Origin of the sequence: Chitinophaga silvisoli, assembly GCF_003412465.1 — a bacterium.
GTDB classification, from domain to species: domain Bacteria; phylum Bacteroidota; class Bacteroidia; order Chitinophagales; family Chitinophagaceae; genus Chitinophaga; species Chitinophaga silvisoli.
Window position 1 is genome coordinate 893644 of the sequence record NZ_QTJV01000004.1, and the last position, 17036, is coordinate 910679.

12 protein-coding genes and 4 pseudogenes are annotated in these 17036 nt (G+C 36.1%); 9 read left to right on the top strand and 7 right to left on the bottom strand.

From position 1 onward, the window contains the following. Positions 1-51: 51 nt before the first annotated feature. Together DXN04_RS15660 and tnpA are read left to right on the top strand one after the other, a co-directional pair. Positions 52-2691 carry a S9 family peptidase gene (locus DXN04_RS15660; RefSeq protein ID WP_116854284.1) on the top strand — a complete coding sequence of 880 codons (2640 nt, stop codon included), beginning with the start codon at positions 52-54 and terminating at the stop codon, positions 2689-2691. 235 nt (positions 2692-2926) lie between these two features. Further along, positions 2927-3199, top strand: a complete 273-nt coding sequence (gene tnpA / locus DXN04_RS35785) for an IS66 family insertion sequence element accessory protein TnpA (RefSeq protein WP_116854285.1) — start codon at positions 2927-2929, stop codon at positions 3197-3199. On the opposite strand, the gene DXN04_RS15670 is transcribed toward tnpA, so the two are convergent. The 4 genes from DXN04_RS15670 to DXN04_RS15685 all read right to left on the bottom strand — a co-directional run bounded on the left by DXN04_RS15670 (position 3136) and on the right by DXN04_RS15685 (position 7026). Continuing rightward, positions 3136-4629 carry an ISL3 family transposase gene (locus tag DXN04_RS15670; RefSeq protein ID WP_158569036.1) on the bottom strand — a complete coding sequence of 498 codons (1494 nt, stop codon included), beginning with the start codon at positions 4627-4629 and terminating at the stop codon, positions 3136-3138. The genes tnpA and DXN04_RS15670 overlap by 64 nt on opposite strands. Positions 4630-4705: 76 nt before the next feature. Further along, positions 4706-5443: an IS21-like element helper ATPase IstB gene (gene istB, locus DXN04_RS15675; protein WP_116854287.1), complete on the bottom strand. Its 738-nt coding sequence runs from the start codon at positions 5441-5443 to the stop codon at positions 4706-4708. Positions 5444-5481: 38 nt separating this feature from the next. Then, entirely contained in the window at positions 5482-6372 is an 891-nt protein-coding gene (locus tag DXN04_RS15680; protein WP_158569037.1) for a Mu transposase domain-containing protein, read from the bottom strand. A 39-nt stretch (positions 6373-6411) separates the two neighbouring features. Next, positions 6412-7026: a transposase gene (locus tag DXN04_RS15685; protein WP_116854289.1), complete on the bottom strand. Its 615-nt coding sequence runs from the start codon at positions 7024-7026 to the stop codon at positions 6412-6414. 534 nt (positions 7027-7560) lie between these two features. Here DXN04_RS15685 and tnpC point away from each other — a divergent pair. Beyond that, a pseudogene (gene tnpC, locus DXN04_RS35395) lies at positions 7561-8250 on the top strand (IS66 family transposase). Positions 8251-8282: 32 nt separating this feature from the next. Here the strand turns inward: tnpC and DXN04_RS35610 are convergent. Both DXN04_RS35610 and DXN04_RS15705 read right to left on the bottom strand, forming a co-directional pair. Next, complete coding sequence (locus DXN04_RS35610; RefSeq protein ID WP_116854341.1) at positions 8283-8726, bottom strand: transposase; 444 nt, start codon at positions 8724-8726, stop codon at positions 8283-8285. Positions 8727-8908: 182 nt separating this feature from the next. After that, positions 8909-11551, bottom strand: coding sequence for a lanthionine synthetase LanC family protein (locus tag DXN04_RS15705; RefSeq protein ID WP_116854292.1), 2643 nt, complete (start codon positions 11549-11551; stop codon positions 8909-8911). A gap of 779 nt (positions 11552-12330) precedes the next feature. Between DXN04_RS15705 and DXN04_RS35790 the strand changes: the two are divergent. Then, positions 12331-12525: pseudogene (locus tag DXN04_RS35790) on the top strand (ISL3-like element ISAzs13 family transposase); the annotation flags it as partial. 189 nt (positions 12526-12714) lie between these two features. On the opposite strand, the gene DXN04_RS35615 reads toward DXN04_RS35790, so the two are convergent. After that, positions 12715-12942, bottom strand: coding sequence for a transposase (locus DXN04_RS35615; RefSeq protein WP_116854293.1), 228 nt, complete (start codon positions 12940-12942; stop codon positions 12715-12717). Between the two features lie 835 nt (positions 12943-13777). On the opposite strand from DXN04_RS35615, the gene DXN04_RS15725 reads away from it, so the two are divergent. The 5 genes and pseudogenes from DXN04_RS15725 to DXN04_RS35800 all read left to right on the top strand — a co-directional run. Next, entirely contained in the window at positions 13778-14077 is a 300-nt protein-coding gene (locus tag DXN04_RS15725) for a hypothetical protein (protein ID WP_116854295.1), read from the top strand. A 132-nt stretch (positions 14078-14209) separates the two neighbouring features. Beyond that, the gene (locus DXN04_RS15730; protein WP_158569039.1) at positions 14210-14650 is read left to right on the top strand and encodes a DDE-type integrase/transposase/recombinase; all 441 of its coding nucleotides are present in this window, start codon (positions 14210-14212) and stop codon (positions 14648-14650) included. Between the two features lie 230 nt (positions 14651-14880). Beyond that, positions 14881-15548 (top strand): annotated as a pseudogene (locus DXN04_RS15735) (ATP-binding protein). 287 nt (positions 15549-15835) lie between these two features. Next, entirely contained in the window at positions 15836-16126 is a 291-nt protein-coding gene (locus DXN04_RS35795) for a transposase family protein (RefSeq protein ID WP_394337841.1), read from the top strand. Between the two features lie 148 nt (positions 16127-16274). After that, positions 16275-16664, top strand: a pseudogene (locus tag DXN04_RS35800) (transposase); the annotation flags it as partial. Positions 16665-17036: the final 372 nt, after the last annotated feature.

Genomic DNA, 17036 nt, shown 5'->3' on the forward strand with positions numbered 1-17036 from the left:
TTAGGCCTAAAAACAACCGCAAAAAGAAACTTATAATCCAAACTAAATTTTATGAAAAAGTCTATTTTAACATCTTTAATTATATTAATATTTATTCATTTTGACTATGGACAACATTTATCTAAGCCATTATTAGACACCAGCGATCTTAAAAATTTTCCAACCTTAATCTATTCTTATTATCTTATTTCAAATAATGGGAAATATATTTGTTTTGATAAGGAAAGACCCGTAGTTGAACGTAACGTTTCATCCAAAATTGCAATTGTCAAGGCAATTAATGGAAATTGGCAAACAGAAATTGATTTAGATGGAAACGCTACATTTACATCTGATAGCAAGTATTTAATTTTCAAAAAATACTCAAATAAAGTATTAACTAGTTTAGAACTAGGAACTAATAAAATAGATTCATTTCCCAACGTGAAAGATGATCAAATAATAAATGAAAGTGGATCTATGATTTCCTTTATCGAAAAAGAAAATAATCTTGTAATTCTTGATTTAAACAATAATAAAAAGAAGAAATTTGAAAATTGCTTATACTATAAGCAATCCTATGATGGTAAAGTTATTGCATTTGTAGCTCATGAAAATGACTTAAATTGTCTATATAAAGTCGACATAAAAACAGGAAAAAAAAACTTAATCTGGAAAGGTAATAATATTATTGAGAATCTGATATTGGACTCCAAAGGTAATCATATTGCTTTCAGTGTAAACTCAGCCCTTTTTTTATATGATATAAATAATGGTAAAAAAATCACCCCATTGGAAATACCAAACGTAAAAGAATTTTTGGGGTTGGTTAGTCCTGATCTGGTGCGCTTCAGTAATAGTGGAAAATTATTGTTTTTTAATATGACCCAACCTGTTCCTACCGAAGCATCTTCAGCAACCCAAGTAGGAATTTCCAGCTATCTTGATGGAATATTTAATATCAACCTACCGTTAAGTCCAACTCGCTACACCTGTGCCTATAATTCAATCACCCATAAATTTAAAAGAATAGAACATGAAAATGAAAGTATCAAAAAAGTATCAGAAGATGAAAAAAAAATCTTTATTGAAAGCTCTGAAGCTCCTGGTATTCAGTTTTACTGGAATAAGAAAAGTCACCATAAAGATTATATTTTATTTATTGATACTGAAGATACAGTTAGAATTCAAACCGATTATATTGATAATAATATGTCCCCATCAGGTAATTTCGTCATCGGAAGCTATCAACCCTGGGGCAATATATTTAGCACCGATGTCAGTGAAAAAGTAGTCTCTAATTTAACTTCTGAATTGCCAATTCCGGAATTTAACAATTTCCAGGAAAAACCACAAACGCAGAGGAGTCGTGGATTATTTTTTAAAAATTTCATGAGCACGGATTCAAATATAATAGTTTCCGATTATTACGATTTGTGGATGATAAATTGTAAAAATTCTTTTTCCCCGATTAACCTCACCAATGGTTTGGGCAGAAAGCATCACATTATCTTTCGCACGATTCCTGATAACCTATCATGCAAAAGAAATGAAGACATAATAATATCTGCTTTTAATGAAGAAAATAAGCAAACTGGATTTTATAAGATCAAAGTTGGGATTAAAAAAGATCCGGAATTATTATCAATGGGGAATTATACTTATGATGAAATAAAAAAGGCAAAAAGTGCAAACATTTGGGTAGTAAAAAGAATGAGCGCTACAAATTCTCCTAATTACTTTTGGACTAATGATTTTAAAACTTTCCAACCTTTATCCAATATTGAACCTGAAAAAAAATACAATTGGTTTACAACTGAATTAATTAAATATACAACTAAGACGGGAGAAACCTACAATGCAATGCTATATAAACCCGAGAACTTCGATTCTACCAAAAAATACCCAGTTCTCTTCAATTTCTATGAACAAGAAAGCTTTAAGCTAAATCATTTTCGTCTTCCTGGTTATACAAGTATATATTATTTTAACATCCCTCTTATGTTAAACCATGGCTACTTGGTTTGTGTTCCAGACATTCACTTTAAAATAGGGGAAACAGCAAATAGTATTGTAAATTGCGTAGAAGGCGCTGCAGATTATATATCTCACTTGCCATATGTAGATAGCACTCATTATGGTGCAAGTGGAGGTAGTTTCGGAGGATATGGTGTAAATTGCTTGGCAGCCTTAAGCCACAAATTTTCAGCGCTTGTTTCCATTTCTGGAGTGAGTGATCTTGTAAGTGCTTATGGAAATATTCCTGGACTAAGGGAAGAAATATATGAAAATGGGCAGGTTAGAATGGGAGTCAGCTTGGCAAAGGATCCTGAAAGGTACCTACGTAACTCGCCAATAACTTATACAAAAAATGTAAATACCCCTTTATTAATTGTGATTACCAAAATAGATGGAAATGTTAATATTCAACAAGGCATAGAATTCTTTATTTCCTTAAGAAGATGTGGAAAGAAAGCCTGGCTAATTCGATACCTAAGTGAAAACAGCACCCATGGTGTCTCAAATATAGATGATCAAAGAGATCTTTATATCCGAATGACTCAATTCTTTGATTTTTACTTAAAAGGAAAACCAATTCCTAAATGGATGACCGAAAGTATTTCTACGCAACAAACTCATATGCGATCATCAACTGAATATGATTATGTAATTCCAAGCCCACCTTCTGGACTTCCAATTGATTCAATTTAAAATGTTCATAAATATGTATACATGTAAAAAATAATACATATATATTATTTTTTTAGAGAACGGTAATAATAAGGGAATCATGTCAAAAGCATGATTCCCTTATTTATTACTGCAAAAATGATTTTCTTAACTGAGTCCAAAATTTAAATGAGTTACCTCAGTAATATGTAAACCTCCAAGCAGCCCCTCGCTGGTCATAAAATTCCATTGTGATAATTTGGATCTCAAAAGTATTATGAGTTCCAAAGCGAAAAAGACAATCAAATCCAGATTAACACCCGCACAAATTCGGCCTCTTATAGAGAATTTTGAGCGCCAGGGTCAGAGCATAAAAGACTTTTGCCAGAGATATAGTATTAGTGAAGTTACATTTTACAACTGGCGCAAAAAATATGGGATCAAAGGTTCTTCTTCAATTTTGGTGAAGGAAACCCTTTCATTATATTATTCGAAACCCATGATCAGCCTACGTTTTAGAAGATCAAAACTACATCTTCCGTACATCTGACGTTTAATGGTTTTAAGTTTATTAATTTGCCCTTCAACTTGCCCATTACTCCATTTGTATAAAATGGCATTATGCACTGCTGAAAAATCTGATAATAATCCCTTTGCAAAAGATCTAATTTCCGATGCTTTACATCTAAGGGCTTTTCCAATCCAAATTTCAAACCTCTTAGTAAGTCCTCCCCTTTTTAATATCAATAAGTTTCTGAATTGTCTGGATAGAATACTGGCTTGCTTTATATCTGGAGTGGCGGAACAAATCGTTGTTACTATTTCATTCTGTAGGGTACTTAATTTTGAAGGGGACTGGGATAATAATAAAGCGGCCTTTGCCGGAAAATATAAATGCTTGGCAATGGCAGGCTTGGATTTCGCATTGTGGACTTTGAAATTTTCTCTAATGAATTTATATGCAGTTGTGAAACCTCCATTATATCCCATCTTCTTAATCTCATTAATCAATAATTTAATTGGGGTGCCCTCAGATTTATTGATAAATTCTAGTATATAACTGGTAAATTCTGAAAAATTATATTTCGGGGGAGTTACCTTTATTGGTGGTTCTTCAAGCTGAAGATATCTAGCTACAGTTTTTCTGTCAAGATTTACTGAAGATGCTATCTTTCGAAGTGATTCACCCTTTCGGTGCCGCATTTTCACTTCTTCCATTTGAATCAATCGTTTATTATAACCTAGGGGTAAGGAAATAGGCAATATATCTAATGGCTTACTAATATTTTCGCATCTCTTAATGAGGTTGGTTGTTTCAAACATTTGCTTATATGTCTTGTAATTTCGATCAAGTACCTTTTTCAATGCTTCGCTAAGGTTTTGTAATAGGCGAAATCTGTCAGCTATCTGTGTAGCTTCTGGACAGCCTTCAGTAGCTCCTTTTGCATAATTTGAATACCTGTCTCTTGTGATAATTTCTACTCCAGGATTATTGATTAGCCAATTTTTGATTGTATTTGAATCCCTGTCAGGGAGGAGTTCAATTATCCGATGTTTTTCAAGATCAACTAGAGCTGTTCCATATCGATCACCTTTTTTATAGGCCCAATCATCTATTCCAAGTATCTTGGGAGCAACTAATGGTACAATAGGTGTTTTATGGACGATACGTAAAATTGTTGAGGCACTAATATTAATACAATGGAGTCTACATATTCTTGAGCCCACGTTTCCTCCTGTTAATAGCCCGGTCTTGAGTAATTTGCTTGTCAATCTAATACTCAGCCGTGAATAGGGCTTAAAATGATCGTTAAATCGCTCTGTGAATATAGATCGATCACAATCATCGTTTTTACAAAAGAATTTTTTACACAGCAAATTCAGAATTACTTCATTGCCAAAAGCTGGGAGATCTTTTATTCTTCTTCTATAAAAACTATGTACAGTAGTGTCTATTACGGTGATGCTGGGCCAGCCCAAACGGAGGATATGGGGCCAGGCAAAACGGAGTCATTGGGCCACTTTCCATTGCAATATTACGGGTATTGATTAAAAGTTAAGCAGTAAGTTTCTTTTTCTTTCTCAAAGACTCTCCTGTCAGTGTTATTCTGTGGGAAGAGTACACAAGTCTATCTAATATCGCATCAGCCATTGTGCTTTCTCCTATTAAGGGATGCCACTGTTCCACGGGTATCTGAGTAGATATAATAGTAGCTCCCTTCTCGTATCGTTCTTCTATTAAGTCAAGTAAGGCTGTTCGTGTGGGCTGATCTACCGGAGTTAATAAAAAATCATCTATGATCAATAAGGGCAGCTTGCCTATTGTGCGTATCATCTTAGAGTAAGATCCATCCAGCCTGGCTAATTTAACTTTGTCAAGGAAGCGGGTGGCAGGGTAATAATGTGTGCGGTTAAGCATTTGACATGCTTTTACACCCAGACATTGTGCGAGGAAGCTTTTACCACAGCCCGTAGGGCCTGTAATAATAATATTCTCAGCCTTATCCAGGAACTGTAAATTAAGTAATCGCTCTAGTACATTCCTGTCAAGATTACGATTAGTCATATAATCAATATCCTGTGGTGATACGATCTGTTTAAAACCAGCCTGTCTGATCAGGCTTTCTATCCGGGTTTTCTGACGATGCTCCCATTCAGCATCCACCAGCAATGCCAGAAGTTCATCTGCTGTACAATGTGCATAATGCTGGTCAGTAAGGGTTTGATGGTAAAGATGAGCCATAGTTCTCAGATGCATCCGGCGTAGTTTCTCTACGGTGTTGTTTTCGTTCATTTATGATCTGTTTTTAATAAATATTGCTGATAGTGAACTTAGCGGTATGCTGCTGCTCCACGGATGTTAACATGTTCCGGGATAGTTGGAAGAGCCGCTGGCGGCTCTTCCAACTGGTCAAGCCCAGCCTTTAAAATGCGTTCAACAGTATGATAGCCGGCTTTATGATATTCCAGAGCACGATGACAGGCCTGTTCAAGGCGTTGTATAGTATAATCCTTTCCTAAGGCAAGTATGCCCTGGCATTGCTTATAAGCGATTTCCGGATAGCTATACTGACCTAACAATCTTTGGATATAAAGAAGCGTGTTATTGCCTGCAAGTGCTGCTTTATCCTCAAAAAACGGAGGACTCCAGCCATTATAAACTTGGTGAGTAGAGGGCATATGTTCACTGACTGTAGTATAATGGCCAGGTGTAAAACAGCGACGATGACTAGCTATGCGGGTATGGTTGTAGAAGATCTCTACTGACACCTGATTATACTGTACTTCTACATGATGTCCCTGATATCGATAGGGCACGCTATAGTAGTTGCGATTCTCACTGAGATAGATATAGCTGGTCTTCTGCACCTTGGCGCGTCTGTATTGCCGCAGATGATAACGCCCCTGTGGTAATGGCTGCAACCATTCTTTTTCAGTATCAATAAATTGTTGTCGACGGGTTGTACCACCATGAGCAAACAGGTAATCATTATAAGTGACCAGCATGTTGCTGATCTCAGCATTGGGCTCTTCAAGAGAAAAGTAGGTATGACGGGATAGGGGATAATAAATTCGCTGGTATACCAACTCTACTCCACGTTCAACTAAGGCCTTGTCCTGTGGGTGATATGGGCGGGCAGGGTCTACCGCACACCCATAGAACAGTGCAAAGTCGGCCAATGTCTTATTGATCAGTGGTGCATATTTATGTGCTTTGCTCACTGCACTTTTGAGATTATCTGATACAATAGCCTGTGGTACTCAACCAAGCCACTGCAGGCAGGATGATAAGCAAGTGATCAGATCCTCCCTTTTCTGTGATGATACTGCTTTTACAAAAGTATATTGGCTGCAGGGCAGCACTGCAACAAACACTTCCACGGCTTTCAGTTCTCCTGTTGTTTTATCAATGTAGGAGAGCTTATCCCCGCAAAAGTCTACATACAGCTTATCTCCAGCTTTATGTAATAGTTTTCCTCCCGGAGTACTTCTTTTGTTCCACTGCCTTATATGCCAGCAAAACTGTGTATAACGATATCCGTCGGGGTGTTTAAACAGGTATTCCTGATGTAATGCTCCTAGTGTACAACCAGGCTTCAGCAGTTCCTTTTCAAAGTAGCTAAAGTAACCGGCCAATGTCTCATAGCGTTCTTTTTCTGTCTGGCTATCTTCTGTAAAAAGGTCTGCAAGTTCAGCATCTTCCAGTTGAAATAAGGCCTCCCAGGATAACTCCAATGCTTTAAAGCGGGTCATATAACTGTCTACAGTCTTACGGTTGACCTTAATGTAATCCGCAATCTTACGATTGCTCCATCCCTTCTGTTTCAGTGAAATTAATGTACGTATTTCCATGACATTGATTCTTTGACCCGCCATATACCTATTGCTTTTTAGGCACAAGACTATTGCAAATCATGGAAAGTGGCCCAATGACCTCCGTTTTGGGGCTACGGATATTGAATTGGCCCAGTGACCTCCGTTTGAAGTGGATGGAAACCTTATTTTTGGCCCAATGACCTCCGTTTTAGTGAGTGAAATCTTAAGATCGGCACCTAAAATCCGTTTTAGGCAGATACGGATCGTTCTTTTTGGCCCAATATTACCGTTTTGACTGGCCCGGTATGCTCCATTACGGATGGCCCAATGACCTCCGTTTTAGACACAGTAGAGCTTTTTCGGGAACATTTTGGGCATTTTGCTGTCTTTAACCTGGACTCAACATGTAGATTCACTTAATTATTTACAATACTTATGACTTTTATGACAAATTGACTATGGCTTTCAAAAGAAAGAAAATTTAAATTCATTTGGGGCGTACGTTTCTCTAATTCAAAGGTATTATGATATTATCTATCACCAAAATTGAAGAAGAACCAATGACCTCCGTTTTAGACAACAGGTGATGGCAAAATGATTTATTATGATTATCAGCCTGGTCGTGGAGGTGAAAGACCACTGAATATTTTAAAGGATTTTAAAGGCCATCTGCAGGCTGATGGTTACGCCGTGTACGACGAGTTGCCATTAGAGGATATCACAGTCTTCTACTGTATGGCTCATGCGCGCCGTAAGATTTATGATGCGCAGAGTAATAATGAAAAGCTTGCATCATATGCATAACAGGAGATTGCAAAACTGTATGCGATTGAACAGGCCTGCCAGGAAGAACAACTGAATGAAGAACAAATAAAAGATCGCCGTAAGAAGGAAAGTCTGCCCATATTAAAAGCATTGGATGACTGGATGAAAAAAGAATACCAACAACTGAGACCTAAATCCCTTATCGCACAAGCGTTTGCATATAGTATAAAACGGTGGGAAAAACTAAGTCTGTATGCTCATACTGGTAACCTGATGATCGATAATAATGCGATTGAGAGGTGCATGAGAAATGTGGCTGTGGGCCGAAAAAACTATCTCTTCTGTGGATCCCATGATGCAGCGCAAAGAGCAGGCTTACTCTACTCTTTATTAGTTACCTGCAAACTGAACAATGTTAATCCATATAACTGGCTGAAAGATGTTCTAAGCAGGGATATTAATGAAATGCCTATCAATCAGATCAAAACATTACTACCATATAACTGGAAAGAACAATAATGTTTAGGAAATACACGCCTTACGCAAAGCTACTATGAAAATTTGTATTCAATCTTAAACTTCCCGGAGGCATACTCAGTAATAACCATGAGCTTCGTACCTTTGCCGCGCTTAGCCTTTCCAACGCATGGGGCCACTTTTTTGCCACCGCAAAGGTGCCATCTATAAAACATTCTGATAGATCTATTCCGCCTCTTGTTCCAAGGTCTTTGGCCAGCGTTTCGAGCATTTGGCGAAAGTACACCACTTTTACTCCAGCTGCTGAAACGTTTGCAGCAAGTTGAAGAAGAGGAGAACCGCCCAGGTAAATCAATCCATGATGCACCGGTTCTTAGAATCCAAAGAATCTTATTAAGAATTTCTCTGTCGCTATGTATACGCGAACGACCTTTGCCATCTTCTCGAGTTGGTGTTTCTGTAATAAGTTGTTTAATGATAGCCCATTGATCATCAGTTAAATTCTCCCATCTTGATATACTGTAAAGATCTCAAAAATCTAAATAGCATTTATGAAATAACTTTTAATAAGATCTGTTCTGAAATTGACAGTGCGATCAATCCGAAATATTACGGATGATATTCTTGCAAAACAGTCACCAGATTACTAGAAACTAAAGAAATTTTTATTTATTCAAATCTGATCAAATCAAGTTATTAATTAAGAATAAGAAAAATAATTGGAAATTTGATTTAGTGAAAACATGCGTAGTAGAAAATGTATTATTCCACAATTCCCATTAAATAGGCTAACATTGAGGTAATTAGAGTTAACTTGTCTCCAGTAAGAATTTTGTAACTTTCCATAGGTTGTGTTGGATAATAGCATCGCAATCCATTCTGCTCGTGTTAACCATTCTTCATTTTTAAAAGCTTGCCATGCTTCAATGTATACTTCACCTAACCCAGCTAAACCATTTTCTTGTGAAAACAACTCGGTTGTTATATGTATCGGATATGAATACAGTATTTGCTCGACAACATCTTTATATTTTTTTTCGTTACTAAGGGAATAAGCCTTAATAAAAGGCCTTAGAATGTTATACCCTCCATTATTGAAATCGTGGATTTCGTTTCTTTTCGAAGAGATTCTCCATGTTTTATAACCATTATATGGTTTACTTTCTTTAATTAAAAAATCTAATGCTAGAAAAATTCTATCTTTTATTAAATCTTCCGGCCGAAAGGACATGTAATTAATTAAAAACCATGCAATACCAGAAATGCCTTCATTAAATCCAGTTAATATTTCCTTCCGTTTTGAGTGTTCTGAATTTAACGACCATGAACCATTAGGTAGTTGTTTATTTATTATAAAGTCAATGCAGTAATTTATGTTTTTTGCCATGAAATTTTTATCTAATAGGCTATTGCATTTAAGTAATGAAATCCCATATCCAGCCATTCCATTTTCCATTTCCATACTGGTGGGAATATTTTCAAAGCAATCATAAATTATCTGATAATTCTTCTCACTAATAGGAATAATATTGGCCTCAATTAACGATGAAATTGCCAATGCAATGCCACTCTTCCCAGAATATAGGCCCGAATGAATTTCATTTTTTTGGGAATTAAAGTATTTTTCTAAAAAGATAACATTTTTATCTATTGTGTCTGAAATCAGATCAATATAAAATCCAATAGATTTGGCTTTTGACAAAAGATAGAAAACTCCTGAAATTCCCTTGTCTAATCCAAGATCTATAGTTCTATCATACCTTGCATTGCCAACAAAATTATCATTCTTAGAATTTGAGCAATTCCAAATTCCATCGGAACTAGTAGCACCGTTAGTTGTTAATGAGCTAATCGACTGACTAATAATATCACCTAAAAATTGTCGGTCTAGACTATTTGTTTTTCTTGTGGAGTTATTTTTGATTGTTCTTGTCTTGAATTCTTCTAAAGATTTTTGTATTTTATCAAGTGAGGGTCTATTTTTACTTTCAGTTTCAAAGCAAGATAAAATTAAATCAACTAGAAAGGTATCCTTGCAGAAAAAGTCGAACTTATTTTTTAGCAATTTTGAATCTAATAGATCAAATTTCGAAGGCTCAAATTGTATAAAGCATTTTACCATTAATGCACCTATACTAAAGATGTCTTGTTCGAACGTTGGAATAGCTAAGGATTCTTGTTCCGGCGACATATATCCTTCCGTACCCTTTTCAAATGGAGGATTAGGATAGTCTAAAGTAAGATCATAAGCTAATTCCATATCGATTATCCATACTTTATTTTCTTTATTTATTAGAAAATTTTCAGCATTCAAATCTCTATGGACAAAATTTTTCTTATGCAGATTTTTTACGATTAAAATAGATTTCAATACTATATCTATAATGTGAATTCTTGATTTCTGAGCAATATCATCCCAATGGTTTCCTGCTGTCAATTTATACAATAAATTTCCAAGTGTTATTCCTTTAATATAGCTAAAAACCAAGTACGAATTAGATTGCTCCTGGAAAAAATCTAATACTTGGGGTATGGGTATAAAATTCTGTAGTTTCTTATGCAGGTCCATTTGCCAAATAAGGCGATGTCCTATTTCTCTTCCATATTTATCTTCTGCCATTCCCATCTTTCCCTCCTTGATAATACAATATTTATAAGTAAACAGATTTTTTTGAAATAGTGCCTTTATTACAAACCCTTTAGCATCAGGTTTTATAATTTCACTTATGAAATATTTGCCATTTAAAATTTCTCCTTTCTGGATAAAAGTTGTTTTCTGCGGATTTTTGAAGGGCCATGAAAGCCAAGGATATTTTTTAAACGGAATTGTCTCCTGATCAAGTATTTTTACACCCTCGGGATTAGTAATGTATTTGGGTTCATAACTTTCATAGCTTCCATATCTAGTGTATACTTGATTTCCTAATAATATATCAGTTGGAATCGCAGGGCCTTTTAAATTAGTAGAAATCTCTATAAGTTCGTTGGCTAAGATTGATAAATTTGAAGTTCGGTTTGGAAAAATAGTTAAAACCTTACCAAGGTTTGAATATCCTAAATGACAGTTCAAAATCATACTATGAATATCTGAATTAACAGGAAGCTGGAAAGAGAGATTATGTCTAATTAGATAGGGAAGTAGGTTCCTTGCTAATAAATCAATATCTCTTAGTCTAAAAGATATATGAAATATCCAGCCCTCTAATTGATCAGACTTACCAACTTTTAAATAGAAACCAACAGAAGAAAATTGCTGTATTCCAAAGGTCTTAAGTAAATCTTCATAACTAATAACGATCACATTGGCGGTATTTTCTACTAGATTTATTTTTTTTTCGTACATGGGCTTAACAAATTGAGAAAGTAAATGTTGTATATAATGTTACATGAATTTAAAAAAAAATTAAAAAAGAATACGTAAATAGATTACCAATTTTACACTGAAATATTATAGCAAAAATTTGCTTGCATATTCTAGAGTATACATTTACCAATGTTCTACCTTAACCATTACCTTTCATTGCATTACAAAGTTTAGCACCATTACGGAGTATACTTTCTTCGTCATTTTGGTGCTTAGACTCTGTTACGTACTTAAGACCAATTAACATGGAATAATTTTCATTTTAATTGAGATTTAATATTGATTTTGATTCATTTGAGCTTGATTTATTAGACTATAAATTTGATTTAGGAAACGTTATTATACTCATGAGAAATCGGAGAGCACAGCAGTAATTCTCTTAGCAATGTTTCGGCGACAAAGCTTCATAGTTACTATTATAGAGCATTTAAGGACTTACCAGTTTTTGATAACGAAGTTCCGATAAGATTAAGATGAAGGAGGTTTAACTGCGAGAATGAGACCTGTGCTAGAAAAATTTTTGTTGAATCCTTGGATAACACATCTTCCTGGTATCGTTAGAACACCAATAGATTAAGTAAGAAACTATTGAATACAGCATTATTAGTTGATGGAAATATGGGGGTTAAGTTATCTGTGACCGCCAATATTGCTACGAGCAACTCTACCTTTATCAGATTGATATACAGACCAAAAATATCTCAAAATTTTGAGGCAGATACAGTAGAAATGATGATTAGGTAAATGAGAAAGATCACCATTATGGTACTGGAATCATTGATTTAAATTCAAGAAAGATAATTGATCTGCTATTTGATCGTGAATCCAAAACGATAGAGGATTGCTTCAGGCAAAGGCAGTATATCAGAATTGCTACACGAGATAGCTTTGGCCGGTATGCAAAAGGTGTTCCAAGTGGTTCTCCTCAGGCAGTTCAAATTGCTGATCTGTAGGACCTAATTAAGAATATGAGTGATGCTTTGATTAAATTATTAGAGCGTACTCGTCAAAGTATGAAATCCCAATTAGGTAATAAAGGCGCAGGAAGCCAATGAAAATTTGGAGAGAGAGAATCAAACATTTCTAAAATCATCCTTTGTTACTTTTTCACCCTCTTTTTCCTGGTACGTTACCTGGAACTCTCATTTGAAATGCCTCCAGTCAACTCTATGACTGTCAGAAATATCAGCTACAAACGGTAAGCCCATCTTTCTCAGATGGCACAATGAGATTAGCATCACGGCACTAAAAGAAATCAAGATTAACAAGATTGCCTCCGCACAAAGCGCCAATACACCTACCTGACAGTTTTCGGTCTTACTAATCTGCCCACAGTACTGCCTCTTCACCCCAGCAGAAAGCTTCCCTATTTTAGGATTGCCGCTTTAGTCGATTATTAAACAGGTATCATCTTCAGGTCCACTCCGTTGCAAAAAGACACCCAAAATCCACTGTTATCCTATCCATCAACTTTGAATAACACCACTTACCATTTGTTATAAAATGGTGTAAGCATTGCTGGCTGGAATTCTGAAGTTCCTGAGCCATGACCTGGTAATTACGTCGACGACTAACAATTAACCCCTTCAAATAAGAAGCTGCATTTGATGTTCCGTCCTTTGTCCTGCTCTTGAAGTAAAATGTGAAGCTGAGAAGAAATTGTAACAACCGACTTTCTACGAGCCAGAAATTGCTTATTTTCGACTCATATTTTTGTTTATTAATAAAAGCCCGTTCGGTTTCTGCTGTTTGGGCTTTTCTTTTGGGGTGATGCAAATGTATGTAAAACCCGCTTCCGTGTAAAGCTTCGACTATAATATGTAAAGAACCATAATTTGACTAAATAGATTTAAAAAGAATTTATAAAGATAATATTAAAAATTCGTGCCAATATTTCATTTGCCTCGGTATTTGGGCATAAATTTTCATCACCATCCACTTACATAATTACAAATAGCGCCAGTCTGGGCCCCCGTGATTATACTCCTGTATTATCATATTGATTATCATCACTCAATAGGTGGCAACATGCCGGAACGACATAAATAATTTATCCTGTTGGGTGGTCAATACGTCTTGCGGCATATTGACCACCCGTAATTTCCAGGGGTTTATTTATTTTGGGGTATTAAATCCCCTGAAGATGTCAGGAGAAACTATCAGCATGATTAAGTTAAAGCTGATCTTTTGCATCGAAGGAATGAAATGGCTCTGGAAGACATTTACAGAGATATGTCCACCTCTCGTAATACCGTAAAAAAGTATATTCGTTTAGCTCAATTAAAGGGTTTGAACATTGTGGAATTAGCTTCAGTGGAAGACCATAAATTGGAGCGGCTTTTTGCTGAACCGACGGTAGTAAGCAAACCCAGATATGAACAACTCGAAGAGATGTATGTCTGGATTGAACTGGACTTGAAGGGAACGGGAGTAACCCGCTGGATTTTATGGGGCGAGTATAAGGCCCGTTATCCAGATGGTTATGCATATACACAATTTTTGTGAGTATTATCGTGAATGGTTAGAACATCGGGGTGCGACTATGCATCTTGAACATCAGCCAGGTGATAAGCTTTTCATTGACTCCGCAGGTAAAAGCCACATCTCATAAACTATGAAGATGGTTTAATTACAGAAGTGGAAGTTTATATTGCGATCCTTGGCTATAGTCAGTTGGCATACATTGAGGCTCTTTACACTCAAAGAAAGGAAGACTTTTTGCATGCCACGGCTGATGAATTAAGTTATCTCGGAGGTGTGCCACGTGCCTTAATTACAGATACCTTGAAATCCGCCGTGACATCAACGGACAATTGTGAGCCGGAGATTAATGAAAGCTTCCTCGATTTTGGAAACCATTACCAAACAACGATCTATCCAACCAAGAGTAGACGACTAAAAGACAAAGCGGTTGTGGAAAGTGCTGTAAACATCATGTATAAAAGAGTTTACGCGCCATTAAGGAATAAGAACTTCTTTAATCTGAAGGAATTAAATACAGCTATTCATGAACTGTTGGAGCGACATAACAATGAATTATTACAAAAATTGGGAATAAGTCAAAGAAAGAAAGGTTGATAAAGGCTGTTGAGCGCGCAAGCTATTACCAGATATATAATTATAAAACGATAAAGAAAATCCTGGATGGAGGACTAGAAATGTTATTTGAACAAGAACTGGAAGAGCAACAGAGAAAACTGCCACTTCATAATAATATCCGAGGTAAGGATCACTTCCAATAAGTTTATAAATCAATATTTATGCAAGAAGTTATTAAACAGCAATTGGGCCAAATGAAGCTTTATGTAATGCAACAAGCCTATACTGCAGTATTGGCACATAAGCGCCCAGATTCTCTTACACATGATGAACTAATCCATTTGCTTGTACAGGCAGAATGGGAAAATAGAGAAAACAGAAAGATCAATCGTTATATGAAGGGTGCAAAGTTTGGCTACCGGGCAAGCATCGAAGAAATAGATTTTGATAAGAGCAGGAATCTCGACCGGACGCAACTCCTGCGACTTACTGAAGGTGTCTTCATTCAAGAAAAGGAAGACTTGCATATAACAGGAGCCTCTGTTGTCGGAAAAAATTACATCGCATCAGCTCTCGGCTACCAGGCTTTCCAATTAGGATATAGGGTATTGTACTTTAATACACAAAAGCTCTTCTCAAGATTGAAAATGTCAAAAGGTGACGGATCTTATATCAAAGAGATCAATAAAATTGAGAAATTCGACCTTCTGATCCTGGATGATTTTGCTTTGCAGCCGGTAGACAATCATATTCCAATACATTAATGGAAATTATTGAAGACAGGCATGGCCGTCTCTCTACAATTATCGCATCACAGCTGTCAGTAAATGTATCGTATGAAGTTATCGGTGAAAGTGCTATAGCAAACGCAATACTTTATAAAGCACATAGAATTGAACTTCCGGGAGAATCCATGCGAAAATTAGGAAGCAAATAGTATGACTTAATTACTTTAGTAATAAATCGAAATCTTCTTATGGATGGGCCTGCATTCGGCAGGAATATTATTATGTTATAAAGGTGGTCATGATGCCTCATCACTGGTCAGCTTCCGGTTCTTCGTCACTTTTGGTGGTAAGGAAGTGTTACATAATGAGAATTAATGTAACATAGGTGATAAATTTCATGTGGCCTCAAAATTTAATATTTGACTGTAAGGAGTCTGGCTTTGATTTACTGGATTACAAAGTAGATGCTGGTAATATCACCCTATTTATGAGAAGTATGAAAGTGGAGCAGTTATGCCCTCTTTGTAATATTCCTGCGACTAAACTCCATAGCTACTATTATCGATCCTTCAGAGGTTTACCAGTATTTGAGAATAAAGTATTGATAAAATTGAGATGTAGGAAACTTTACTTTGAAAACCAATCATTTAGCAGGAAAATCTTTATTGAATCTCTTGATAATACCTTCTCTAAATATAGTAGAGCTACCAATAGGCTGAATAGAAAGCTATTGAAAATAGCAATATTAGTTGGGGCAATATGGGGGCAAAGTTATCCCAAACTCTAAATATACCAACGAGTAGCTCCACATTTATCAGATTAATACACAAACAGAAATTTCCTCAAAACTTTAAAGTAAATGAAATAGGGATCGATGATTGGGCATCAAGAAAGATCATTGATTTATTACCTGATAGGGAGCTAAAACCGTAGAAGATTGGTTAAAACAACCCCCTGAAATAAAAATAGTAACCCGGGATCGGTTTGCCAGGTATGCCAAAGGAGTGTCAAAAGGTGCTCCGCAGGTATTACAAATTGCAGACCGTTGGCATCTGATAAAGAATATGGGCGATGCCTTGACTAAACTATTAGAACGGATTCGGCAAAGCATGAAGCCCCAATTGCTAACAAAGGCGATAGCCGCAAACGAATATCTGGAGTCAGGAAATCAGGTATTGAAAGAATCCTCCCATGGCTCATTGCCGAAGCGATTTTCCCAGTTCGAACAAATTAGGAAATATTATAAGGACGGAGTACCAATACGAACCATTTCAAGATTAGTAGGGGCTAGTAGGAATACAGTAAAAAAAAAATTTACACCTTAACGAGCCCCCACCTAAGACACCCGCCAGAAGTAACTTAACCAGATATGTAGATTATATCCAGTCTAGATTGAGAGAAGAACCAGAGGTAGGCATCATACAGTTATGGAATGAAGTCAAAGAAAGAGGATATAAGGGATGCAAAAGCGTATTCTATGAACACTTAAAGGGATATCAGAAAGGGAAACGATATCCAACAATCTCATCCTCTTCAATGCCATACTGGTCTGCAAGAAAAGTAAGTCTATTACTTTATCGGAAAAGAAAGCAATTATCAATGGAGGTGTAAGATTCCCCGAAAATGGTCCGGTGAGGTTAGAGAAAAATCTCTAACTTAAATACAATTATGAAAAAAGTACGATTCACCGAGAACCA